The 20,610-nt window shown below is 71.1% G+C and carries 22 protein-coding genes; 11 read left to right on the top strand and 11 right to left on the bottom strand.

The features are described from left to right. The first annotated feature begins 101 nt into the window (after positions 1-101). Positions 102-644 (top strand): DinB family protein, encoded by a 543-nt coding sequence (locus AB0F52_RS08835; protein ID WP_360166394.1) that lies wholly within the window; start codon positions 102-104, stop codon positions 642-644. 4 nt (positions 645-648) lie between these two features. Here AB0F52_RS08835 and AB0F52_RS08830 read toward each other — a convergent pair whose 3' ends face one another. Further along, positions 649-1,290 carry a TMEM175 family protein gene (locus AB0F52_RS08830; RefSeq protein WP_360166391.1) on the bottom strand — a complete coding sequence of 214 codons (642 nt, stop codon included), beginning with the start codon at positions 1,288-1,290 and terminating at the stop codon, positions 649-651. Positions 1,291-1,358: 68 nt separating this feature from the next. Here AB0F52_RS08830 and pcaB point away from each other — a divergent pair, with 68 nt between their 5' ends. Both pcaB and AB0F52_RS08820 read left to right on the top strand, forming a co-directional pair. Continuing rightward, positions 1,359-2,840, top strand: a complete 1,482-nt coding sequence (gene pcaB / locus AB0F52_RS08825) for a 3-carboxy-cis,cis-muconate cycloisomerase (RefSeq protein WP_360166388.1) — start codon at positions 1,359-1,361, stop codon at positions 2,838-2,840. Positions 2,841-2,942: 102 nt separating this feature from the next. After that, entirely contained in the window at positions 2,943-3,950 is a 1,008-nt protein-coding gene (locus tag AB0F52_RS08820; protein WP_360166385.1) for an SCO0930 family lipoprotein, read from the top strand. Between the two features lie 15 nt (positions 3,951-3,965). On the opposite strand, the gene AB0F52_RS08815 is transcribed toward AB0F52_RS08820, so the two are convergent. Further along, the gene (locus tag AB0F52_RS08815) at positions 3,966-4,664 is read right to left on the bottom strand and encodes a DUF4383 domain-containing protein (RefSeq protein ID WP_360166382.1); all 699 of its coding nucleotides are present in this window, start codon (positions 4,662-4,664) and stop codon (positions 3,966-3,968) included. A 190-nt stretch (positions 4,665-4,854) separates the two neighbouring features. Here AB0F52_RS08815 and AB0F52_RS08810 point away from each other — a divergent pair, with 190 nt between their 5' ends. Beyond that, a complete protein-coding gene (locus AB0F52_RS08810; protein ID WP_360166379.1) occupies positions 4,855-5,736 on the top strand; it encodes a hypothetical protein in 882 nt (293 codons plus the stop codon). 16 nt (positions 5,737-5,752) lie between these two features. On the opposite strand, the gene AB0F52_RS08805 is transcribed toward AB0F52_RS08810, so the two are convergent. Both AB0F52_RS08805 and AB0F52_RS08800 read right to left on the bottom strand, forming a co-directional pair. Beyond that, entirely contained in the window at positions 5,753-6,961 is a 1,209-nt protein-coding gene (locus AB0F52_RS08805; protein ID WP_360166376.1) for an alpha/beta hydrolase-fold protein, read from the bottom strand. A 144-nt stretch (positions 6,962-7,105) separates the two neighbouring features. Beyond that, complete coding sequence (locus tag AB0F52_RS08800; RefSeq protein ID WP_360166373.1) at positions 7,106-8,068, bottom strand: alpha/beta hydrolase; 963 nt, start codon at positions 8,066-8,068, stop codon at positions 7,106-7,108. Between the two features lie 153 nt (positions 8,069-8,221). Between AB0F52_RS08800 and AB0F52_RS08795 the strand changes: the two genes are divergently transcribed. Both AB0F52_RS08795 and AB0F52_RS08790 read left to right on the top strand, forming a co-directional pair. Next, positions 8,222-8,671: a MarR family transcriptional regulator gene (locus tag AB0F52_RS08795; RefSeq protein ID WP_360166370.1), complete on the top strand. Its 450-nt coding sequence runs from the start codon at positions 8,222-8,224 to the stop codon at positions 8,669-8,671. A 37-nt stretch (positions 8,672-8,708) separates the two neighbouring features. After that, positions 8,709-9,551 carry an SAM-dependent methyltransferase gene (locus tag AB0F52_RS08790; protein WP_360166367.1) on the top strand — a complete coding sequence of 281 codons (843 nt, stop codon included), beginning with the start codon at positions 8,709-8,711 and terminating at the stop codon, positions 9,549-9,551. On the opposite strand, the gene AB0F52_RS08785 is transcribed toward AB0F52_RS08790, so the two are convergent. Beyond that, positions 9,548-10,486 (bottom strand): patatin family protein, encoded by a 939-nt coding sequence (locus AB0F52_RS08785; RefSeq protein WP_360166364.1) that lies wholly within the window; start codon positions 10,484-10,486, stop codon positions 9,548-9,550. The two genes, AB0F52_RS08790 and AB0F52_RS08785, sit on opposite strands and share 4 nt — an antisense overlap. 104 nt (positions 10,487-10,590) lie before the next feature. On the opposite strand from AB0F52_RS08785, the gene AB0F52_RS08780 reads away from it, so the two are divergent. From AB0F52_RS08780 to AB0F52_RS08770, 3 genes are read left to right on the top strand one after another with little or no spacing between them, the layout of a single operon-like run. Further along, complete coding sequence (locus tag AB0F52_RS08780; RefSeq protein ID WP_360166361.1) at positions 10,591-11,136, top strand: PadR family transcriptional regulator; 546 nt, start codon at positions 10,591-10,593, stop codon at positions 11,134-11,136. After that, positions 11,133-13,145 (top strand): NADPH-dependent 2,4-dienoyl-CoA reductase, encoded by a 2,013-nt coding sequence (locus AB0F52_RS08775; protein ID WP_360166358.1) that lies wholly within the window; start codon positions 11,133-11,135, stop codon positions 13,143-13,145. Before AB0F52_RS08780 ends, AB0F52_RS08775 begins: the two co-directional genes overlap by 4 nt. A gap of 50 nt (positions 13,146-13,195) precedes the next feature. Then, complete coding sequence (locus AB0F52_RS08770; RefSeq protein WP_360166677.1) at positions 13,196-14,149, top strand: prephenate dehydrogenase; 954 nt, start codon at positions 13,196-13,198, stop codon at positions 14,147-14,149. Here AB0F52_RS08770 and AB0F52_RS08765 read toward each other — a convergent pair whose 3' ends face one another. Then, a complete protein-coding gene (locus AB0F52_RS08765; RefSeq protein WP_103341725.1) occupies positions 14,150-14,359 on the bottom strand; it encodes an antitoxin in 210 nt (69 codons plus the stop codon). Between the two features lie 23 nt (positions 14,360-14,382). After that, positions 14,383-16,350, bottom strand: a complete 1,968-nt coding sequence (locus AB0F52_RS08760) for an FUSC family protein (RefSeq protein ID WP_360166355.1) — start codon at positions 16,348-16,350, stop codon at positions 14,383-14,385. A gap of 68 nt (positions 16,351-16,418) precedes the next feature. Between AB0F52_RS08760 and AB0F52_RS08755 the strand changes: the two genes are divergently transcribed. Beyond that, complete coding sequence (locus AB0F52_RS08755; protein WP_360166352.1) at positions 16,419-16,868, top strand: SRPBCC family protein; 450 nt, start codon at positions 16,419-16,421, stop codon at positions 16,866-16,868. A gap of 114 nt (positions 16,869-16,982) precedes the next feature. Then, a complete protein-coding gene (locus tag AB0F52_RS08750) occupies positions 16,983-17,732 on the top strand; it encodes a polysaccharide deacetylase family protein (protein WP_360166674.1) in 750 nt (249 codons plus the stop codon). Here the strand turns inward: AB0F52_RS08750 and AB0F52_RS08745 are convergent. The 4 genes from AB0F52_RS08745 to AB0F52_RS08730 form a co-directional block, all read right to left on the bottom strand. Next, positions 17,729-18,208, bottom strand: coding sequence for a hypothetical protein (locus tag AB0F52_RS08745; RefSeq protein WP_086843812.1), 480 nt, complete (start codon positions 18,206-18,208; stop codon positions 17,729-17,731). The two genes, AB0F52_RS08750 and AB0F52_RS08745, sit on opposite strands and share 4 nt — an antisense overlap. Further along, the gene (locus AB0F52_RS08740; protein ID WP_360166349.1) at positions 18,205-18,810 is read right to left on the bottom strand and encodes a sigma-70 family RNA polymerase sigma factor; all 606 of its coding nucleotides are present in this window, start codon (positions 18,808-18,810) and stop codon (positions 18,205-18,207) included. The genes AB0F52_RS08745 and AB0F52_RS08740 overlap by 4 nt, the downstream gene beginning before the upstream one ends. 417 nt (positions 18,811-19,227) lie before the next feature. Then, positions 19,228-19,893 carry an SGNH/GDSL hydrolase family protein gene (locus AB0F52_RS08735; protein WP_360166346.1) on the bottom strand — a complete coding sequence of 222 codons (666 nt, stop codon included), beginning with the start codon at positions 19,891-19,893 and terminating at the stop codon, positions 19,228-19,230. A gap of 65 nt (positions 19,894-19,958) precedes the next feature. Beyond that, positions 19,959-20,567, bottom strand: a complete 609-nt coding sequence (locus tag AB0F52_RS08730) for an NAD(P)-binding oxidoreductase (protein ID WP_360166343.1) — start codon at positions 20,565-20,567, stop codon at positions 19,959-19,961. Positions 20,568-20,610: the final 43 nt, after the last annotated feature.

Raw genomic sequence — 20,610 nt, 5'->3', positions numbered from 1 at the left:
TTCGTGAAACCGTGCTTGAACTGGGGTTTCGCGGCGGTTGCCCGGTCACCGACCGCGGCGGCGAACCGAAAATTGTCGGACCTCTGTGGCACGCTCCGCGCATGACCGAACACACCACCCCGGTGGCCGCTCCGCTCCGCCTGACCGGCCCCAGAACCGACCCGGCGCCGGTCGCTGACGAGCGCCGGGCGCTCACCGAAAGCCTCGAGTACTACCGGCGCACCTTCGAGCTGAAGTGCGCCGGCCTGAATCCGGCGCAGCTGTCCGAACGCTCGGTACCACCGTCCACATTGACCCTGCACGGGCTGCTGCGGCACCTCACGGGCTGCGAACGCTGGTGGTTCCGGATCCAGTTCATGGGCGAGGACCTCCCGAACCTCTACTACTCCGACGACGACCCGGAGCAGGACTTCACCGACCTGGGCGGCGACGTCGACGAGGCGTTCTCGTTGTGGCACGCCGAATGCGAGCGTTCCCGCGAGATCGTCGCGGCCGGCTCACTGGAGCAGACCGGCATTCGCCGCAGCACCGGCGAACCGTTCACCCTGCGCTGGCTGATGCTGCGGATGATCGGCGAGTACGCGCGCCACATCGGCCAGGCCGACCTGATCCGGGAGCGGATCGACGGCGAGACCGGCGAATGACGGCTCAGGCGGCTGCCGTCCGGCGGCGGAAGCGGGAAAGGAGGTTGGCCCCCAGCGGAACGACGATCCAGCACGCGTAGGCCCAGTGCGTGAAGAAGGCGACCGGGATCGAGAGGGCGAACGCGGCGATCATCGCGCCGATCCCGCGGTAGACCTTGCCGAAGAGCTCCGGCGGGGTGTCCGCGCGGTAGAGGTGGTTCCGCTTGATCTGCCAGGCCATGAGGAGGAACAGCGTCAGCGCGACGACCTGCACGACGGCGTAGAAGACGAAGCGGAATTCGAACCCGCCGTCTTCGGCGATCACCTTCGTGGCGAAGGGCATGATCACCTGCATCAAAAGCCAGCCGAAGGTGAGGCGGGCGAGCCCGCCGCCGAGCGTGGTGACGTAGTTGAACAGGCGGTGGTGGGCGCGCCAGTGGCCGCCGATGACGATGAAGCTGATCAGGAAGGAGACGTATTCGGACTGGTGATGACCGAGTGACCGCAGCAGCTCGGCGCTGGTGGCGCCCTCCGGCAGCGGCAGCTCGAGCGCGAGCAGCGTGATCGCGATGGCGACGACGGCGTCCGAAAAGAAGGTCAGCCGCTCGGCGGCGATGGCCCGGATTTCGGAGCCGGCGGTGTCCTCGGCGGACGGAGCGCTGGTCATGGCGGATGAGCGTGCCAGACCCGATCGTGCGGCCGTCGGCGAGGGCGGCCGCGTGCGATGCTGACGCCATGACCGTCGACCCCGATTCCGGACTCCTGTCCCCGGTGCGGGCCGGTACGCCGGCCGAAGCGTCGACCGGAGACGAGGCCTGGTTGCGCGCGATGCTCGACGCCGAGGCGGCGCTCGCGAGGGCGCAGGCGCGGCTCGGGACGGTGCCGCCGGAGGCCGCCGACGCGATCACGGAGGCCGCGGGCAAGGCGCGGATCGACGTCGCCGAGCTGGCGCGCGGGTCGCGGGCGACCGCGAACCCGGTCGTCGGGCTGGTGAAGGCGCTGACGTCGGCGGTCGGCGAGCTCGCGCCCGGTGCCGCCGAGTACGTGCACCGCGGCTCGACCAGCCAGGACATCTTCGACACCGCGATGATGCTGGTCGCCGACCGGACGCTGCGGCCGCTCGTCGCTGACCTCGACGCCACGGCCGAGGCGCTGGCCGGGCTGGCCCGCGCGCACCGGGACACGACCATGGCCGGGCGAACGCTGACGGCCCACGCGGTGCCGACGACGTTCGGGCTCAAGGCCGCGGGCTGGCGGCAGCTGGTGCTGGACGCGGCCGTCCGCATCCGGCGCGTGCTCGACGGCGGGCTGCCGGTCTCCCTGGGCGGAGCGGCCGGAACGCTGGCGGCGTACGTCGAGTACGCGCGCCTCACCGACGAGACGGCCGCCGGCCTGGACGTCGGCGACTACGTGGAGCGGCTGACCGCTGCGTTCGCCGAGGAGACCGGGCTTGCCGCTCCGGTGCTTCCGTGGCACTCGCTGCGGACGCCGGTGGCCGACCTCGCCGGTGCGCTTGCGTTCACCGCCGGGGCGCTGGGGAAGCTGGCCGTCGACGTCGAGACGCTCAGCCGGACCGAGCTGGGCGAGGTCGCCGAACCGGCCGCCGATGGGCGGGGCGGTTCCTCGGCGATGCCGCACAAGCGGAACCCGGTGCTCGCGACGCTGATCCGGTCGGCCGCGCTGCAGGTGCCCGTGCTGGCCGCCGGGGTCACGCAGTCGATGCTCGCCGAGGACGAACGGTCGGCCGGGGTCTGGCACGCCGAGTGGCAGCTGGTCCGCGAGTGCCTGCGGCTGACCGGCGGTGCCGCGCACACCGCCGCCGAGCTGGCGCGGGGGCTCACCGCGGTGCCCGGGCGGATGCGGGCGAACCTGGCGTCGACGCACGGGCTGATCGTCTCCGAACGGCTCTCCGCCGTGCTCGCGCCGCTGCTCGGCAAGGCGAAGGCCAAGGAACTGCTCGGCGAGGCGTCCCGGCGCGCGGTGCGCGAAGACCGGCCGCTCCGGGAGGTGCTGGACGAGCTGCCCGCCATCACCGGCGTGCTGACGGCGGCCGCGCTGGACGCGCTGCTCGACCCCGCCGGCTACACCGGCGCGGCGGGCGCCCTGGTCGACCGCGCCCTCGACGACCGCGCCCTTGGCGACCCCATCCTCGGCGACCGCGACCGCGACCGCGGGCGTGCCTTCGGCGACGGGCCGGAGCCGGGCCGTTCGGACTAGCCGGAAAATTCTTTGAACCGCCCTGAGCGGGTGTCCGTGTAGTGGGTATCAAGCAGCCGCACCGAGCGGCGGGAAATCCCAACGGACACAAGGAGAACTTCCATGCTTCGCACGCGCATCGCCGTCTCCGTCGCCGCGGCGGCAGCCGGGCTGGCAGTGCTCACCGCTTGCTCGGGTGCCGAGACCGCCTCTCAGCCGGTTGTCGCTCCCGCGGCGGCCGGTGGCACCGGAGGCGGCCAGGCCGCCAACGGCCAGGTAGGCAACGCTGCTCCGGCGTCGAACGAAAGCAAACTGGTCGTCGCGGACGTCGCCGACGTCGGGCAGGTGCTCACCGACCAGAACGGCATGACCCTCTACCGGTTCGACAAGGACACGGCGAAGCCGCCGAAGTCCAACTGCGACGGTGACTGCGCCAAGGCCTGGCCGCCGATGCTGGCGACCGGGGACGTGCAAGTCCAAGGCGTCGACAAGAACATGGTCGGGAAGGTGACGCGCTCCGACGGGACCGAGCAGATCACCGTCGGCGGGTGGGCGCTCTACCGCTACGCCAAGGACACCAAGCCCGGCGACGCGACCGGCCAGGGCGTCAGTGGCGCCTGGTACGCGGCGAACGCCAAGGGCGGGAAGGCCGGCCAGGCCGCGGCGACCGGCTCCGAAGCCGGTGGCGTCAAGCTCAGCGCCAGCAAGATCGACGGCCTCGGCGACGCGATCGTCGACCAGAACGGGATGACGCTCTACCTGTTCCAGAAGGACACCAAGAAGAAGGCCTCCGCCTGCAACGGTGACTGCGCCAAGACCTGGCCGCCGGTGCTCTCCAACGGCAAGGTCGAGCTGCAGGGCATCGACTCGAAGCTGCTCGGCAGCATCAAGCGCCAGGACGGCTCGGAGCAGGTGACCGTCGGCGGCTGGCCCGTCTACACCTTCTCGAAGGACACCAAGCCGGGCGACGCGAACGGCCAGGGCGTCAACGGCACCTGGTTCGTCATCGAGCCTGCCGGCTGCAAGCTCGGCAGCAACCCGAACACCGCCGCCAGCCAGCAGCAGCAAGCTCCGGCCGGCAGCGGTGCGGGCACCAATGACACCTCCGGTTCCGGTGGCACCACCTACTGAACCACCCCGAACCTCCTAGTGGGCGAGGCCCGGCGGACGCTCTTCGTGAGTGACCTCCGGGCCTCGCCCCTTGTGGTCACGACGCAGGAACGACCGGCGACGCGGTTCTTCGGTGACCTCGTCGGTCTGGACGCGGTCGGCGTGGACGCGGTCGGCGTGGTCGACCGGCTCGACGCGGTCGGTCCGGTCCGTGCGGCCGGTCCGGTCGATCACCTCGGTGCGCTGCTCGGCGACCGCCGGCTCGTCGACCGTCTCGTCTTCGGGCAGCAGGATGGTGCGGCGGGCCGGCAGGACCGCGATCAGCAGGCCGAGCGCGGCGACACCGAGGTGCAGCCACGTGTCGGCGCGCCCGATGTCCAGCGGGTTGCCGGCGTTGGCGAAGGGGTTGGTCGAAATGAGGCCGTCGATCATGAGGCCCCACACGAACAGCAGGCCGTAACCGATGAACAGCAGCCAGCCGAACGTCCGCGCGCGGCCCGAGCCGAACGCGAACAGCAGGCCGACGACACCGGTCACGACGCGGACCAAGCTCATCAGCGGGTTGGCGGAGAACCGCCAGAACCCGGCGTCGTGGTGCCCGGCGAAGTTGCCGAAGCCGGTCCTTGAGAATCCGATGATGCCGACGACGAGGAACGCGATCCCGGCCAGTCCGGCCAGCACCTGCGCCGGCTGCAGGCCTCGGACCCGGATGCGTGCGCCTTTCGCGTGAACCATGACTCCAGTCCTTCCCAGCGGGTGGTGACGACCGTCACCGCCCTCAGGTACCCCGCGAACACGGTGAGCGAAACGATGGTGCTTGCCCGCAGGGCCCCGGTGTGTTCGCGGATCGGGCCCGGTTCGAGAGCTATCCCACAAACCGGCCCGTTCCCGCGAACAGCGCACGGCCGTTCCGGCAATCCGGATCATGCGCAAGCTGAGCGGCATCTTCCTGGTGGGGCTGTGCCTGGGGGCGATCGGCGCGGTGGTGGTGACGGCACGTCACAGCTCCGCCGCGGCGCCTCAGCCCATCGCGGTCACCGAATTCGTCACACCGGCGTCCGGGACGCCGGCGCCGGCTTCGACGCCCTCCCCGGCACCCAAGAGCGAGCCGTCCGCCACGCCGGCACCCGCGGCCAAGGCGGAGCCGGTCAAGGTGAACGCCGCCGCGCTCGACAAGATCGTGCGCGATGGCGAAGTCAGCGCCGTGGTCTTCGACCGGGAGCGCGGCGCGGCGATCACCTCCGTGCGCGCGGACCGCGCGTACACCTCCGCCTCGCTCGTGAAGCTGCTGATCGCGCTTTCCGTCCTCGAGCACGGCGGTCCCGTCGCGGACGTCCAGCGGATGCTGTCCCGCAGCGACGACGACCTCGCGAGCCGGTTCTGGTCGGCCTACGGCGGGCCGTCGATCGTCACGCGCTGGACCACGAAGCTGGGCCTCACCGGCACCCGGCCGCCGGAGGATCCCGGTCGCTGGGGCGACACGCTCGTCACCGCGTCGGACATCGTGCGGATCTACCAGTACCTGCTCGACCACAAGTCGGCCGCGATCTTGAACGCGCTGCGGGACGCGACCGAGCGGGGGGCCGACGGGTTCCGGCAGTACTTCGGCATCCCGGACGCCGCCGCCGGGCAGCAGTGGGCGGTGAAGCAGGGCTGGTCGTGCTGCCGGCCGACGCGGGTGCTGCACACCTCGGGCGTGGTCGGCCGCTACATCGTCGTGGTGCTGACCGAGCACCCCGCCAAGGTCGACTACTCGACCGGCTCGAAGCGGGTCACGGAGATCGTCTCGACGCTGCTCGGCGGCTGAGGCCGGCTGAGCCGGCTCACTGGTCGGTGTCCGCCAGCCCGCCCGCCGCGCCCGACCGGGGCAGCGGCCACGGCTGCACCCCGCCGGTGGTCTCGACCTGCCGGCCCGCCGTGGCGGGCGGTGTCGTGTGGGCACCGATCCAGGTGAGGATTTCGGGGATCTGGGACTTGAAGGTGTTCATGTTGTGGCCCGCGTCCGGCACCTTCCACGCCGAAAACCGGACCGGGGACCGGACGCCGGTGCGGATCAGCTCGGCCGCCGCGCTCTCGAACTTCTCGTTCTCGCCCCAGATGGCCAGGATGTCCACCGGGGACGGGTGGAGGCGGACCGTGATGCCGACGTTGTTGGCGTCGTCGACGTCCTGACGGCCCTTGTACAAGTTCTCCGTCTCGGCGTCCATCTGGGCGCGGTCGTAGCCGCTGACGCTGACCGCTTGGCCGTACCACTGCGGGTGGCGGGTCACCAGGTTCATCGCGCAGTAGCCGCCGGACGACCAGCCGGCGAAGGTCCAGGCCTTCCGGTCCGCCGACACGCCCAGCTTCTGCAGCGCCCACTCCCGCAGGTCTGCCGTCAGGTACGTGTCGTTCGCGGTGCCGTTGACCTCGTCGACGCACTCGGTGTCGTGACCGATCTTCGGGACGCCCGTGGGGTCCGGCATGATCACCACGACCGGGGGCAGCACGCGCTTGGCGATCGCCGCGTCGAGGTGTTCCGGGAGCTTGTACCCGTCGGTGACGACCTCGGGCCCGGACGGGTAGTTCGGGATCCACTCGATCACCGGGAACCGGAGATTCTTGTAGGCCGGTTCGAAGTGCTGCGGCGGGAGGTACACCGTCACGTCGCGGGTGAGCTTGGTGCGCCGGCCGGTCACCGTCATGTGGGCGACGGTTCCCTTGCCCTCCTTGGCGTGCGCCGCACCCACCTCCCGGACGACCTCGAGGTTCTCGCCGTTCGCGCTCGTCTCGGCGTCGATGGTGTCGGCCGCGTAGGCGCCGGTGCCGAGCAGCGAACCGAGTGTCGGGAAGAACCCGCCGATCATGTTGCCGGTCAGGCCGGTGGTGACGACGATGGAGACGACCGCGCACAGGATGGTGACGGTGCGCCACAGCAGCTTGCGTTTCCACCGCTCCCAGAACAACGGGATCGCGATGATCGCCAGCAGCGTCACGGCGATCACGATGCTCATCGTGATCGGCGAGTCGAGCCGGATGCTGCTGAGGTGCATGACAACGGTCCTTCCGGGCGGGCAGAAATGCGCGCCCGGATCGCGGGACTCGCGTACATATCACGTTTGAGCCCCCTCGCACGTTGCGACCTTGTGACCTCCGCCATAGGGCCGCAACGTGCGGCGGGCTCAGCGCTTTCCCGGCTACGCGGCCAGAGCGCGCGCCAGCACGGTGACGGCCTGGGTGATCGCGGCCTCGGCGGCGTGCGTCTCGCGCAGCGCGTTCACCATCACGAAGTCGTGGATGATTCCCTGGTACCGGACGGCGGTGACGGGCACACCGGCCTGACGCAGCTTCGCCGCGTACGCCTCACCTTCGTCGCGAAGGACGTCGGCTTCGCCGGTGATCACCAGGGCCGGCGGCAGCCCGGCGAGCTCGTCGAGCGACGCGCGCAGCGGCGACGCCGTGATTTCCGCGCGCTGGGCGGCATCCGTCGTGTACTGGTCCCAGAACCACTTCATGCCTTCGCGCCCGAGGAAGTAGCCCTCGGCGAACTGCCGGTACGACTCGGTGTCGAAGTTCGCGTCGGTGACCGGGTAGAAGAGCACCTGCTGCTTGAAGGTGACGTCGCCGCGCTGCTTGGCCAAGATGGTCAGCGCCGCGGTCATGTTCCCGCCGACGGAGTCGCCGGCGATCGCGATGCGCGAGGTGTCGAGGCCCTTTTCCGCGCCGTGCTGGGCGACCCACTTCGCCACGGCGTAGTTCTCCTCGATGGCGATCGGGTAGCGCGCCTCGGGCGAACGGCTGTACTCGGGGAAGACGACGGCGGCGCCAACGCCCGCGGCCAGTTCGCGCACCAGCCGCTCGTGGGTGTGGAAGTCGCCGAACACCCAGCCGGCGCCGTGGATGTAGACGATCACCGGCAGCGGGCCTTCGACCCCGGCCGGGCGGACGATCCGCGTCTCGACGTCGCCGTTCGGGCCGCCCGGGACGGTCAGCACCTCGATCTCGGCGGGGGCCATGGCGATTTCGCCGTCCTGGACGCCGTCGACGGCCTTGCGGCCCTCCTCCGGCGGCAGCTGGAACAGGTACGGCGGCTGGTCGGTGGCCTCGGCGAACGCCTGCGCGGCCGGTTCGAGGGCCAGGTTGTGCGGGTTGGCGGTCATGTCGTCCTCCTCGGGGTGGAAGCTGATGTCATGAAGGTAGCTCGCAACTCAGTTGTGCACAACTAATTTGAGTTCAATGAGATGCAGGGCACTTAAGTTGCTGTCCAGCCGGATCCCGCGCACCATGGACGGTCAAGGGAAGAGGAGGACGCCATGGCATCGCTGCGGCTGGACGACCAGCTCTGCTTCGGGCTGTACTCGGCGTCGCGCGCGGTGACGTCGCTGTACCGGGTCGTCCTGGAAGACCTCGATCTGACCTATCCCCAGTACCTGGTCATGCTGGCGCTCTGGGACCAGGACCACCGGCTGGTGAAGGAGCTCGGCGCCGAGCTGAACCTCGATTCGGGCACGCTTTCGCCGTTGCTCAAGCGGCTGCAGACCGCGGGCCTGGTGGTCCGGAACCGGCAGGCCGACGACGAGCGCTCGGTCCGCGTCAGCCTGACCGAAGACGGGAAGGCGCTGCACGAAAAGGCGCGGGGCATCCCCGACGTGATCGGCGCGGCGATGAGCCTGGACGAAGCCGGGCTCGCCCGGATGCGCGCCGAACTGGACCGGTTGACGGAGTCCGTCAACGCCTATCGGGAGGCGTTGTCGCCGGCGTGATCGTTCCCGTGGCAGCATGGGCCGCGAAGGGGTGGTCATGATCAACCACGACGACGCGCTCAAGGCCGTCGCAAGCAGCCTCGACCGGCCGTCCGCCGCGCGGATCTACGACTACTTCATCGGCGGCAACACCCACTACGCGATCGATCGCGACTTCGCTGAAAAGGTCCGCGCCCGGCTGCCGCTCATGGGCGAGTACTGCCTGACGAGCCGGCAGTTCCTGGGCCGCGCGGTCCGCGCGTGCGTGCGCGCCGGGCTGCGGCAGTTCGTCGACGTCGGCTCCGGCCTGCCGACCGCGGGCAACGTGCACGAGGTCGCAGATGACACCAGTCCGCGGCTGGACACGCGGGTGCTCTACATCGACAACGAGCCCATCGCGCTGGCCCACTCGACGCTGCTGCTCGCCGACACCGCCGACCCGGAGCGCCACCACGCCATCGCTGCGGACTTCCTGCAGCCGGACGACCTCTGGGAGCGGGTGAAGGCGTCGGACCTCATCGACGTGCGCGAGCCGATCGCCCTGGTGATCAACGCGGTCATGCACTTCGTCAAGGACGAGCAGGACCCGGATCGGCTGCTCGAGTTCTACCGCGCCCGGCTCGCCCCCGGGTCGCTGCTGGTGCTGTCGCAGATGACCAACGAGAACCCGGTGAACGAAGACGAGCGGCAGGCGCTGCTCGACCTGCTCGAGTACTACGAGACCACGACGAACCCGGGTTTCCTGCGGACGATGGCCGAGTTCGAGCGCTTCTTCGGCGGCTGGCCGATGCTGGAGCCGGGGCTCGTCTACGCCCCGGCGTGGCGCCCCGACGAGCACACGGTGTTCGCCGGTTCGCCGTCCGAGTCGCGGGTGATCGGCGGCGTCGCGCGCAAGCCTTAGGACGCTTCGCGCAGTCCGTCGAGCACGTCGAGGACAGCGCTTTTGCCGAGGTCGACGGCCTTGCGCAGGACCTCGGGGTCGCGCTCCAGCACCGCCACGTCCGGCGCGCCGGCCGGCGGGCGGACGGTCAGGATCCGCGGGTCGGTGGTCACCGTTTCTTCGTCCTCGACGTCCCGCCGGTAAGTGTCCTGCCAGGCCGGGATCGCGCCGGGGGCCTGGCGCCGCAGGAACCGCGGCACGACGACGTCGTGCATCCGCGGCGGCGGCACCGGCAGCTCGTCGGCGCGGCGGGTGCGCAGCACCAGGACGTCGGTGGCGCCCTGGGCGAGCGCGGTGCGGTACGGGATCGGCTCGGCCACGCCGGCGTCGACGAACCGGCGGCCGGCCATCGGGATCGGCGGCCCGGCCAGCACCGGCATGCACGACGACGCGGCGAGCGCGACCTTGACCGCGTCGACGTCGTCGAGGAAGGGGTGCAGGTCGGTCGACTCCCCCGTGTCGGCGTCGGTGGCCAGCGGGTGGAAGGTGACCGGGTTGGCCAGGATCGCCGGGAAGTCCATCGGCTCCAGCACCGAGTAGACCTGGTGGACCAGGTATTCGAGGTCGATCACCGCGCGGCCGCGCAGGGTGTGCAGCGGGTTGATGATCCGGCGCATCACCACCGGGTTCCACCACGTCCGGACGCCGGTGGAGGACCGGCCGCAGAGCAGCCAGGCGCCGTTCAGCGCGCCGGCCGACGAGCCGTAGACGGCGTCGAACGCCGGTGTCACGCCGAGTTCGTCCAGCGCCAGGACCATGCCGCTGGAGTACGTGCCGCGGCTGCTGCCGCCCTCGATGGCGAGCGCGAGGCGCCGGCCGTCGGTGCGCTCTCCCGGGACACTGCCCGACGCCATCCGATCGGAGATCAGTTCGAGTACCGGGTGCACTCCTCCCATCCTCGTCTTTTCGCGCGAGTAGTCGACCCGATTTATCCCACCCGTGGGGGTGAAGTGATGCGCGCCTCGTTGCAGTGCAACTAGTTGCATAGGACCCTCGTGCCATGGCACTGGAGCACGCGATCCTCGTCTCGCTGTCCGAGCGCGCCGGTTCGGGCTACGAGCTCACCCGCCGCTTCGAGAAGTCGATCGGGCTCTTCTGGAGCGCCACCCACCAGCAGATCTACCGCGTGCTGAAGCGGATGGAAGAGGCCGGCTGGGTGGCCGTCGACGTCGTCGCGCAGTCGGGGCGGCCGGACAAGAAGGTCTACACGGTGAGCGACAGCGGACGCGCCGAACTCGTCCGCTGGCTGGCCGAGCCGGATCCGTCCGCCGGGCCGGTCGAGCTGGCCGTGAAGATCCGCGGCGCGACCTTCGGCGATCCGGCGAAGGTGGCCGAAGAGATCGTCCGGCACCGGGCGAAGCACGCCGAACGCCTCGACGTCTACCGCCAGATCGAGAAGCGCGACTTCCCCGCCCCGGGGGGCCTGACCGGCCGGCACCTGCACCAGTACCTGGTCCTGCGCGGCGGCATCCGCGTCGAAGAGGGCCAGGTCGAGTGGTTCGACGAAGTCCTGACCGCACTCCACCACCCCGAGGACGCCCGATGAGCCCGTACCCGCACCTGCTGTCGCCGCTCGACCTCGGCTTCACGACGCTGCGCAACCGCGTCCTGATGGGCTCGATGCACACCGGCCTCGAAGACAAGGCTTCGCACTTCCCCGAACTGGCCGAGTACTACGCCGAACGCGCCCGCGGCGGCGTCGGGCTCATCGTCACCGGCGGGTTCGCGCCGAACCGCACCGGCTGGCTGCTGCCGCTCGCCTCCAAGCTGACGACGTCCGCCGAAGCCAAGCAGCACCGGCAGCTCACCGCGCCCGTCCACGAAGCGGGCGGCAAGATCGCGCTGCAGGTCCTGCACGCGGGCCGGTACGCCTACCACCCGCTGAGCGTGTCGGCGTCGAGCATCAAGGCGCCGATCAACCCGTTCCGGCCGCGCGCGCTCACCGGTTACGGCGTGCGTCAGCAGATCCGCGCCTTCGCCGACTGCGCCGCTCTCGCGCGCGAAGCAGGCTACGACGGCATCGAGATCATGGGCTCCGAGGGCTACCTGATCAACCAGTTCCTGGCCGAACGCACCAACAAGCGCACCGACGCCTGGGGCGGCACGGCGGCGAAGCGCCGCCGGTTCGCCGTCGAGATCGTCAAGCGCACCAGGGAAAAGGCCGGCGACGACTTCATCATCATCTACCGGCTGTCCATGCTCGACCTCGTCCCGGGCGGCCAGCGCTGGGAAGACGTCGTCGCGCTCGCCAAAGAGGTCGAAGCCGCCGGAGCCACGATCATCAACACCGGCATCGGCTGGCACGAGGCCCGCGTGCCGACGATCGTCACGTCGGTGCCGCGCGCCGCCTTCACCTGGGTGACCGGGAAGCTCCGGCCGCACGTGACCATCCCGGTCGTCACCTCGAACCGGATCAACATGCCGCAGGTCGCCGAGGAAGCCTTGAGCAGCGGCGACGCCGATCTCGTGTCGATGGCCCGGCCGTTCCTCGCCGATCCCGAATGGATCCGGAAGGCCGAGACCGGCCGCGAGGACGAGATCAACACCTGCATCGCGTGCAACCAGGCCTGTCTGGACCACGCCTTCAAGCGCAAGCTGGTGTCCTGCATGGTGAATCCGCGGGCCGGCCACGAAACGACGTTGACGCTCGCGCCGGCACGGCGGTCGAAGCACGTCGCCGTCGTCGGCGCCGGCCCGGCCGGGCTGTCCGCGGCGACCGCGCTGGCCGAACGCGGGCACGGCGTCGAACTGTTCGAGGCCGACGACGAAATCGGCGGCCAGTTCGGCATCGCGCGGAAGATCCCCGGCAAGGAGGAGTTCGCCGAGACCATCCGCTACTACCGGCGGCGGCTCGAAGTGACCGGGGTGAAGCTGCACCTCGGAAAGCGCGTGGCCGCGGCCGAACTCACCGGCTTCGACGAAGTCGTGCTGGCCACCGGGGTCGCTCCACGCGTGCTGTCGCTGCCCGGGATCGACCACCCGAAGGTGCTGTCCTACGTCGACGTCGTCAAGCACGGCAAGCCGGTCGGCGAGCGGGTCGCGGTGATCGGGGCCGGCGGCATCGGCGTCGACGTCAGCGAGTTCCTCACGCACACGAGTTCGCCCGCGCTCGATCTCGGCGCGTGGCTGGCCGAATGGGGTGTCACCGACCCGGAACAGGCGGCGGGCGGCCTCGGCACGCCGCGGCCCGAGCCGGCACCACGGCAGGTGTTCCTGTTGCAGCGCAAGAAGTCCGGGATCGGGGCCGGGCTCGGCAAGACGTCCGGCTGGGTGCACCGGGCCGCGCTCAAGGCCAAGCGCGTCGAGCAGCTCACCGGCGTCACCTACGAGCGGATCGACGACGACGGCCTGCACATCACCGTCGACGGCGTGCCGCGGCTCCTGGAAGTCGACACGGTCGTCGTCTGCGCCGGTCAGGAGCCGGTGCGGGACCTCGCCGACGACCTGCGCGCGGCCGGGCTGCCGGTGCACCTGATCGGCGGGGCCGACGTCGCCGCGGAACTCGACGCGAAGCGCGCGATCGACCAGGGGACGCGGCTCGCCGCCGCGCTGTAGCCCGTGAAGGGTCCGGCACTGGCAGGATGGGCCCCGTGCGAGACGTATGCGTGATCGGGCTCGGGCTGATCGGCGGGTCACTGCTGCGCGCGGCGGCCGCCAACGGCCGCACAGCGTGGGGTGCCGCGGTATCCGAAGTGGACGCCGACGCGGCCAGCAGAGCGGGCTACGACGTCACGACCGATGTCGAGGCGACCCTGCACCGGGCCGCGGCCGAGGACGCGATGGTCGTGCTCGCCGTGCCGCTCCCGGCCGTCGAAGACCTGCTGCGCCTGGTCGGCCAGCACGCGTCGCACTGCCTGCTCACCGACGTGACCAGCGTGAAAGCGCCGGTGCTGGACGCGGTCCGCCGTCGCGTGCCGTACACGCGGTACGTCGGCGGGCACCCGATGGCGGGGACGTCGAACTCCGGCTGGCCGGCCGGGGACGCCGCGCTGTTCCAGGGCGCCCCGTGGGTGGTCGCCGTCGAGGAGGACACCGACCTCGAAGCCTGGGCCGAGGTGGCGAAGCTCGTGCTGGACATCGGGGCGCACGTCGTCCCGCTGCCCGCGGAGTCGCACGACGAGGCCATCGCCCGGATTTCGCACCTGCCGCACCTGCTGGCGGCGATCCTGGCCACGATCGGCGCCGAGGGCGGCCCGCTGGCGATGTCGCTGGCCGCCGGGTCCTACCGCGACGGCACGCGCGTGGCCGGCTCGAACCCGCAGCTCGTGCGCGCGATGACCGAAGGCAACCGGGACGCGCTGCTGCCGATCGTCGACGAGGCGCTCGGCCGGCTCGGCGCCGCCCGCGGTTCGCTGGCGTCGACCGGCGGGCTCGCGGCCACGATCAACGCGGGATACGAAGGCGCGCAAGCATTTGCCGCGAGCCTGGACGTCGAACGGGCCGGAGTCCGGATCAGCCTGGCCGCGCCGGACGCGCGGCAAGGCCTGATCGCGCTGGGTGAACGCGGCGGCCGGATCACCGGCCTCGCGGACGGGATCGCGACCGGCGAAGTCCAGTAGCTACCGCGCCGGCGGGTTGTCCGGTGTGTCGTCGAACTTGTTGAGGAAGTCCTTCGCCTTCTCGACACCGGTGTCGATCTGGCCGTCGTGGCCGGCGAACTTCGACTTCGCGAAGTCGGCGGCCTTGTCGAGGCCCTCCTCGATCTTGTCGTTGTGCTCGCGCAGGGCCTCTTCGGCCTTGCCCTTCAACGCTTCGAAGTCGATTCCCATGGGTGCATTGAACCGCACGGTCCTCAGGTGCGCCTGTGGTAGGGCAAGAACCGCCGGACGATCCCCTGGGGCGCGCGTTCGGCCAGGTCGGGCCCGCGGACGGCGTCGAACGCCGACTCCAGCTGGTCGACCACGCCGGACAGCTGCGGGGCGTCCGGCAGCGGCATCGACCGCGGCGGCCGCTGTTCCCGGACCGCCGAAGCGAGTTCCCCCAGTGCGGCCGTCAGCAGCTCGATGTCGGCCGGGTCCGGCGGCGGCACGCCCCGCCCGATCGTCACGCCGACTTCGGTGACGGCGTCCGCGACGCGCTCCTGCGCGGCGATCACCGGCCACCACGCCACCGCCTGGCGGCCGTGCGCGGACGGCTCGACGACGGCTTGCTGGAACGCCGTCCGCAGGTCGGCCAGGGCCCGGTAGGCCCCGCGCCGCGCCCGCGACCGCGCCAGCCGCGCCTCCCCCGACGACGCTTCGACCAGCGCGTGCGAGACGTACTTGGCAACCGCGTCCAGGCCGTCGGCCAGCCGCCCGCCCACCCGCGGGCGCCGGCTGCCGGGCCACAGCAGGTAGCCGAAGACGAGCACGATCACGCAGCCCAGCACGGTGTCGACCAGCCGCGCCAGCACCACGCTCCAGTTCCCGGTGTGGGCCAGGCCCATCTGCAGGATGATCAACGGCGTCACGAAAGCGCTCTGGATGCCGTAGTTGCGCACCTTCCCCACCGCGATGCCGCCGGCGAAGACCGCGCTGAGTACCACCAGGACCCAGCCGTTCGCGCCGAGACCGAGCACCGCGGCACCGATCCCGACGCCGATGACCGTGCCGATGCCGCGCAGCACCGCGCGGCCGAAGACGGAGCCGAAGTCGGGCTTGAGCACGATGCCGACGGTCAGGGTGATCCAGTACGAGCGTTCCAGCGGCACGAGCAGGCCGACGACCTCGGCGATCGCGACGCACAGCGTCAGCCGCAGCGCGGCGATCCAGGTCAGCGGGCCGGACGCGAGCGAGCCCGCCCACTCCCGCAGGCGGCGGTGCCACGGCGTCGGCTGCCGGCGCTTGCGGTCGTCGCCCTTGCCGATCCGGACCAGCCCCGCGTAGAGCGCGGCGAGCACCGGGTCGGGGTCGCCGGGCGGCGCCGGCGGCGGGGGCGGCAGCGGCTGGCCGGCCAGCACCGCCGCCGAAAGCGCGACGAAGTGGTCGACGACTTCCGCCGCCGGCCGGCGACCCGCGTTGACCATCGCCACCGACGCCTCGACGGCGGGTGTCGTCGCCGACAGCAGGTTGAGCAGGTGCCGGTAAGCGGCGTCGCGGCCGGACAGCCAGGAGCGCGCGGTGAGCAGCTGGTCGTAGGCGGTGTTCATCGCCGTGGTCAGCCGGTGGCGGGCGACCCGCGAGACGGCTTCGTCGGTCGCCGACAGCATCGCGGCCAGTTCGACGTAGACGTGCGCGACGGCGGTGCGTTCGGGGCTGGTCGCCCGGACCGTCCAGGTGACGAGCGCGACCAGGAGGCTCCAGGCGGCGCCGAGGCAGAAGCAGCCGAAGAGGACCTCGACGCGGACGCCGGTCGCGTGCTGCCCGGTGGCGATCACGCAGAACACGAGCATCTGCAGCCCGGCGACCGAGGCGTTGCTCCCGGCCGCGCTGATCACCGCGGACACCGCGGCGACCAGGATCACCGTGGGCATGGACAGCGCCGGGGTGCCGCCGGTGAGCAGCCCGGCGAGGTAGCCCGCGGTCGCGGCGAGCGTCGCGCCGCCGAGCCGCCGGGCGCGGTAGCGGTAGGGCCCGGCCGATTCGGACAGCACGGCGGGCAGGGCCCCGGTCGAGATGAGCGCGCCGACGGCGATGTCGCCCGCCGCGTACGCGATCGCAAGCGGCACGGCCAGCGCGACCACGGCCCGGGCGACCATGTTCCACGGCACCGGCACCGGCGTGCTGCGCAGGAGCTGGACGAGCCAGTGCGGCGCGGCGAGGTCGGGGCGCGGCGTGCTCACCCCCTCATCTTGACCTACGCTCCCGAAGACGATTAATTATCGGTCTGTCAACAACGTGGGAGGTTCCGGTGGGTCGCAAGTACTCGTACGAGGTCAACCGCACGAGCACCGCGCCGCCGGAGGCGCTGTTCGCGCTCGAAGCGGACGGCCCGCGCTGGGCGGAGTGGGGAAGGCCACTGATCGTCCAGGCCCGCTGGGCGCGGCGCGGCACCACCGAACCCGACGGCGTCGGCGCCGTCCGCGAGGTCGGGCTGTGGCCGGTGCTGATCCGCGAGGAGACCCTCGAGTACGAGCCCGGCCGCAAGCACGTCTACGCCTTCGCCGGCGGCAAGCCGATCAAGGACTACCGCGCCGAAGTGCTGTTCACGCCGACCGACGGCGGCGGCACGCACCTGCGGTGGACCGGCTCGTTCACCGAACCGGTCAAGGGCACCGGGCCCGCGCTGGCGGCCACGCTCCGGATCGTGATCCGGCTGTTCTCGGCCAAGCTGGTCAAGGCGGCCGAAACCGGGCGCTGAGCTGGGTGGCTCGGGCCACACAAGATCGTCCGGCGCAACGTTTCCCCACCCTCCCGCGTCACTCTTTCGGGTAGTACACGAAAGGGGGAAGGCGTGCGGAAGCGCTTGACAGCCGTGGTCGCCGCGGCGGCATTGGCCTTGACCGGGTGTTCGGGCCACGAGCCGGATCAGCGGGAGTCCGGCACGAGCCAGCCGAACCCCGCACCCCAAGGCCTGAACCCCGACGTGAAGACGTCCGGTCCCTACCCGTTCGGCACGGTCCAGCAGAAGGCGCCCCCGGTCGAAAACGGCCAGGTCCCGCTGATCCGCCGGATCACCACCGACAAGCCGTACGTCTTCCTCACCATGGACGACGGCGCGGTGCAGGACCCCGACGCGCTGAAGCTGATGCAGCAGAACGGGACCCACCCGGTGCTGTTCCTTAACCAGAAGTACGTGAAGGGCCACGAGGCCTACTTCAAGCAGATCCTCGACGCCACCGGCGCCACGCTCGGCGACCACACGGTCGACCACCCGAACCTCAAGGGCAAGCCGTACGAGTTCCAGCGCAAGGAGATCTGCGACGACGCCGACGACTTCCAGCGCGACCTCGGCGTGCGCCCGTCGCTGTTCCGGCCGCCGTTCGGCAACTACGACCAGAACACGCTGCGCGCGGCGGCCGCCTGCGGGATGCGCGCCTCGGTGCTGTGGACGGCCGCTGTCAACGACGGGGTCGTCCAGTTCCAGTCCGGCGACAAGCTCAAGCCGGGTGACATCGTGCTGATGCACTTCCGGAAGACCTTCAAAGAGGACTACACGGCGTTCGTGGAGCGGGCCAAGAAGGACGGGCTCACGCCCGTCCCCCTGGCCGACTTCCTGGGTTAAAGCACGACCGTCGGCGTCACGACGGTCCGGCGGCACGACACGTCACCGAGGTGCACGAGGATCTGCGTCGTCCCGCGCGGCACGTTGTCCAGCACGAACCGGCCGCCTTCGTCGGCCGTCGTGGACGACGTGCCGTGCTCGGCGACACGGACCTCGACGCCGTACTGGCCGGCCGGGACCAGCCAGCCGTCGATGCGGTGCAGCTTGCCCATCTTGGTCAGGTTGATCATCACCGTCAGGTCGCTGACCGTGAACGTGATCGTGCCGGTGCCGCCACCGCGGACCCCGGCGAGGTTGTCCAGCCGCTCCCAGCGGGCGACCTCGACGTCGAGGTCTTCGAGGGCGAGCGCGAATTGGACCCGCTGCACCAGGTCACCCGGTGGCGGGTCCAGCTCGTCGAGAAACCGGCCGATGTCGGCCAGCAGTACGTCGTCACCGAAGGAGGCTTGGCCCCCCGGTGCCCCGAGGTCGTTCATCGGCTTCCCCCTTCACTGACGAGGAGATCTCGCATCTGGTCGAGGCAGCGACCCCTGGTCGGGCCGACACTGCCGCGCGGCATGCGCAGCGCCTCGGCGACGAGCTGGTACTCCGCCCGACCCGCGAGCACGGTCAGCCGGAGCAGTTCCTGACAGCGGTGGGGCAGCCGGACGAAGGCGCGCCAGACCCGGCGGTCGCGGTCGGCGCGGATGGCTTCGTCTTCGGGTGCCGGTTGGGTGCTCGGCATGGCCTCGGCGACCTCGTCGCTCAGCGGCACCGGCTGCATGCGACGGCCGAACGGGTGAGTGGCCTCGCGGCGGGTGGTGGTGATCAGCCAGGCGGCGAGGGCCTTGGGGTCGCGGAGCTTGCCGAGCTGGCTGAACAGCGCGAGCCAGACGGTCTGGACGACGTCTTCGGCGACCGCGCGGTCGAGCCCGTTGGCCCGGGCGACGTGCCAGACGAGCGGGGTCAGCTCTTCGACGAGGCGGGCCATCGCCCGGCGGTCACCGTCTCTGGCGGCCTGCATGCACGCAGCGTGCAGTTCGGCGCCGGTCAGGCCCTCCCAAGGCGGGTCTACCTCTGTGGTTTGCACGTCGGTCACCGTATCTGCCCCTCTTCGGAAGAGTCTTCGAGTCGGCAATGGCAGTATCGCGGGTCCTTCGGGGGGAAGGAGCGTGCAGGTGGATCTCGGATGCATCAAGGTCACTTACTTCGTCGGTCGTGCACTACCGGTCAAGGACGGTTGCGGGAGGTACCGGCCGGCACGCGTGGCACGCACCGACCGGTACTCCCCTCCCTCAAGGGCCCGCTCCCCAACGGGCCCCGCCGGATGTCCCCTCCCCCGAAGGGCACCCGGCCGACGGTGTCCGGCAGCCCCCTCGGCTCCCGGCCACCGCGCTCACTCCGAACGCGACACCCCCTGTCGTGTTCCTCCGTGCTTGGCTGCTCCACAGGACGCAGTGGGGGCACCGCCAGATACCGGAACCGGCGAATTTTTTTGAGAATCGACGCAGAGCGGCTAACTGATCACGGCGTGTGCCAGCGTTCCGGCCCAGCGGGCGTAGCCGGCGGGCCCCGGGTGGAACCGGTCGCTCGCGAAGGCGGCCGGGTCGAGCAGGGCGGGATCCATCGGGAGGTGCCGGACGCCGGGGATCCTCTCGAGCGCCGCGGCCGCGTGGTCGAGAGCGGTCGAACGGGCCGATAGGACGTCACGCAGCGGGCGCGGCAGGGCCGGGAAGCGGGCCATCGGCGGCACCCCGGCCAGCAGGACGTCGACCGGGCCGAGTCGCCGGCGCAGGTCGAGGACCAGGCGCAGGAGGTCACGGCGGTAGCCCGCGGCCGTCCGGAGCTCGATGGTGTCGTTGACGCCGAGGGCGATCACGACCAGATCGGCCGGACGGACCAGCGGGAGGAGCTCGGCGCGGACCACCCGGGCGTTGGCGCCGGTCCGGCCGACCGCCTGCCAGCGCACCGCCCGGCCGTCGCGGACCAGCTCGCGGGCGAGGCAGCCGGTGAGCGCTTCCTCGTGATCCGCCGCGCCGACCCCGTCCACCGTGGATTCCCCGAGCACGGCGAGCCGGAAGGGCTCGCCGTGACCCGGGACGAGTCCTTCCGTCGGTCCGGCCGCGCCCGGGAGCCGCGGGGTCTTGCGCTTGACGTACAGAGCCTGAGCGAGGAGCACCATGCCGGAATTAGAACAGCGGCGCGAAGCGCCTCCGTTGCGGGTGGCGGCGGGGAGGAAGGCGGCGGTTATCCGTGGGCGATCGAAACCTTCTGCCTGATCAGGGTGGGGTCCGCCACGGCGTCGAGCAGGTACGCGGCGACGTCGGCGCGCCGGATGGTGAACGTGCGGACGTTGCCGTCGAGCCGGCTCGCGACCTTGCCCGTGCGCGGCCCGTCGAGCAGCATCGGCGGCCGGACGATCGTCCAGTCCAGGTCGCTGGCTTCGACCACGGCCTCCATCGCGAGCATGTCCGCCCAGCCGTGCTTGAGGAAGGTGTTGAGCAGCGGTTTCACGAGTGAGCGCGTGAAGAAGCCGTCCCCCTCGGTGTGCATGCCGCTGGCGCTGACGACCAGCAGGCGCTTCGCCCCGGCCCCGATCGCCGCGCGGGCACCGTCCACGCAGACCGTGGTCGGCCCGCGGTCGCGGGAACCGACCGCCGAAATCACCGCGTCCCGGCCCTCGACGGCGGCCGCCAGCTCGTCGTGGTCCTGGAACCCGGCGACCACGACCCGGGCGGGCAGCTGCAGCTTGGCCGGGTCGCGCACGATGGCCGTGACGTCCCAGCCGCGGTCCAGCGCCTGCTTGACGACCTCCCCGCCGACGCCGCCGGTCGCCCCCAGAACGGTGATCTTCATGCTGTCTCCTCCTCGGTTAGTGAACACTCACCAGGTAGGGTGA

Source organism: Amycolatopsis sp. NPDC024027, assembly GCF_040638975.1.
GTDB lineage: Bacteria > Actinomycetota > Actinomycetes > Mycobacteriales > Pseudonocardiaceae > Amycolatopsis.
The sequence above is the reverse complement of the archived record's forward strand: the minus strand, read 5'-3'. Positions and strand labels throughout refer to the sequence as shown.

What these genes read in the sequence shown, in the direction of transcription:
- AB0F52_RS08835 (WP_360166394.1), top strand. Translation starts at nt 102, where the DNA reads ATGACCGAACACACCACCCCGGTGGCCGCTCCGCTCCGCCTGACCGGC.
- AB0F52_RS08830 (WP_360166391.1), bottom strand. Translation starts at nt 1,290, where the DNA reads ATGACCAGCGCTCCGTCCGCCGAGGACACCGCCGGCTCCGAAATCCGG.
- pcaB (WP_360166388.1), top strand. Translation starts at nt 1,359, where the DNA reads ATGACCGTCGACCCCGATTCCGGACTCCTGTCCCCGGTGCGGGCCGGT.
- AB0F52_RS08820 (WP_360166385.1), top strand. Translation starts at nt 2,943, where the DNA reads ATGCTTCGCACGCGCATCGCCGTCTCCGTCGCCGCGGCGGCAGCCGGG.
- AB0F52_RS08815 (WP_360166382.1), bottom strand. Translation starts at nt 4,664, where the DNA reads ATGGTTCACGCGAAAGGCGCACGCATCCGGGTCCGAGGCCTGCAGCCG.
- AB0F52_RS08810 (WP_360166379.1), top strand. Translation starts at nt 4,855, where the DNA reads ATGCGCAAGCTGAGCGGCATCTTCCTGGTGGGGCTGTGCCTGGGGGCG.
- AB0F52_RS08805 (WP_360166376.1), bottom strand. Translation starts at nt 6,961, where the DNA reads ATGCACCTCAGCAGCATCCGGCTCGACTCGCCGATCACGATGAGCATC.
- AB0F52_RS08800 (WP_360166373.1), bottom strand. Translation starts at nt 8,068, where the DNA reads ATGACCGCCAACCCGCACAACCTGGCCCTCGAACCGGCCGCGCAGGCG.
- AB0F52_RS08795 (WP_360166370.1), top strand. Translation starts at nt 8,222, where the DNA reads ATGGCATCGCTGCGGCTGGACGACCAGCTCTGCTTCGGGCTGTACTCG.
- AB0F52_RS08790 (WP_360166367.1), top strand. Translation starts at nt 8,709, where the DNA reads ATGATCAACCACGACGACGCGCTCAAGGCCGTCGCAAGCAGCCTCGAC.
- AB0F52_RS08785 (WP_360166364.1), bottom strand. Translation starts at nt 10,486, where the DNA reads ATGGGAGGAGTGCACCCGGTACTCGAACTGATCTCCGATCGGATGGCG.
- AB0F52_RS08780 (WP_360166361.1), top strand. Translation starts at nt 10,591, where the DNA reads ATGGCACTGGAGCACGCGATCCTCGTCTCGCTGTCCGAGCGCGCCGGT.
- AB0F52_RS08775 (WP_360166358.1), top strand. Translation starts at nt 11,133, where the DNA reads ATGAGCCCGTACCCGCACCTGCTGTCGCCGCTCGACCTCGGCTTCACG.
- AB0F52_RS08765 (WP_103341725.1), bottom strand. Translation starts at nt 14,359, where the DNA reads ATGGGAATCGACTTCGAAGCGTTGAAGGGCAAGGCCGAAGAGGCCCTG.
- AB0F52_RS08745 (WP_086843812.1), bottom strand. Translation starts at nt 18,208, where the DNA reads ATGAACGACCTCGGGGCACCGGGGGGCCAAGCCTCCTTCGGTGACGAC.
- AB0F52_RS08735 (WP_360166346.1), bottom strand. Translation starts at nt 19,893, where the DNA reads ATGGTGCTCCTCGCTCAGGCTCTGTACGTCAAGCGCAAGACCCCGCGG.
- AB0F52_RS08730 (WP_360166343.1), bottom strand. Translation starts at nt 20,567, where the DNA reads ATGAAGATCACCGTTCTGGGGGCGACCGGCGGCGTCGGCGGGGAGGTC.